The following is a 435-nucleotide window of genomic DNA, read 5'->3' on the forward strand; positions in this document are numbered from 1 at the left end:
TCCAGCACCAGCACCGATTCGTACAACCCCGGCTGCGAGTCCATGACGAAACCGCCCGGGCTCGCCTCGGCCTGGCGCTCGCCCAGATTAGGCGCAACGAAGCCCTGTCGGTGCATCAAAGGCAGATAGAGATGCTCGAACGCTGCCACCGAACCACCGCTGCGGTCAGCCGCTAGACCGGTGACAGTGGCCCGCTCGAGGAGAAAGGTCAGCAGCTCGGTATGGGCGAAGATGCGCGTCACCAGCTCGCAATCCTTGAGGTTGTATCGGGCCAGCGCCGGCTTGTCCTCGGCGAACATGCGGTCGATCTCCGCCATGCGCTGGTAGGGGTTGTCGACCGCCTTGCCCTCCCCCAGCAAGGTCTGGGCGACATTCTCCAGACTGACCGAGGAAAAGCTCCAGGTCGCCGAGCGTAGCGCCTCGATACCGTCGATG

1 pseudogene is annotated in these 435 nt (G+C 64.1%); it reads right to left on the reverse strand.

The window, feature by feature from the left end:
* Positions 1-435, reverse strand: a pseudogene (locus ACU8YC_RS28175) (DNA polymerase II); the annotation flags it as partial.

The sequence above is a fragment of the Citrobacter sp. VF227 genome (genome assembly GCF_052950715.1).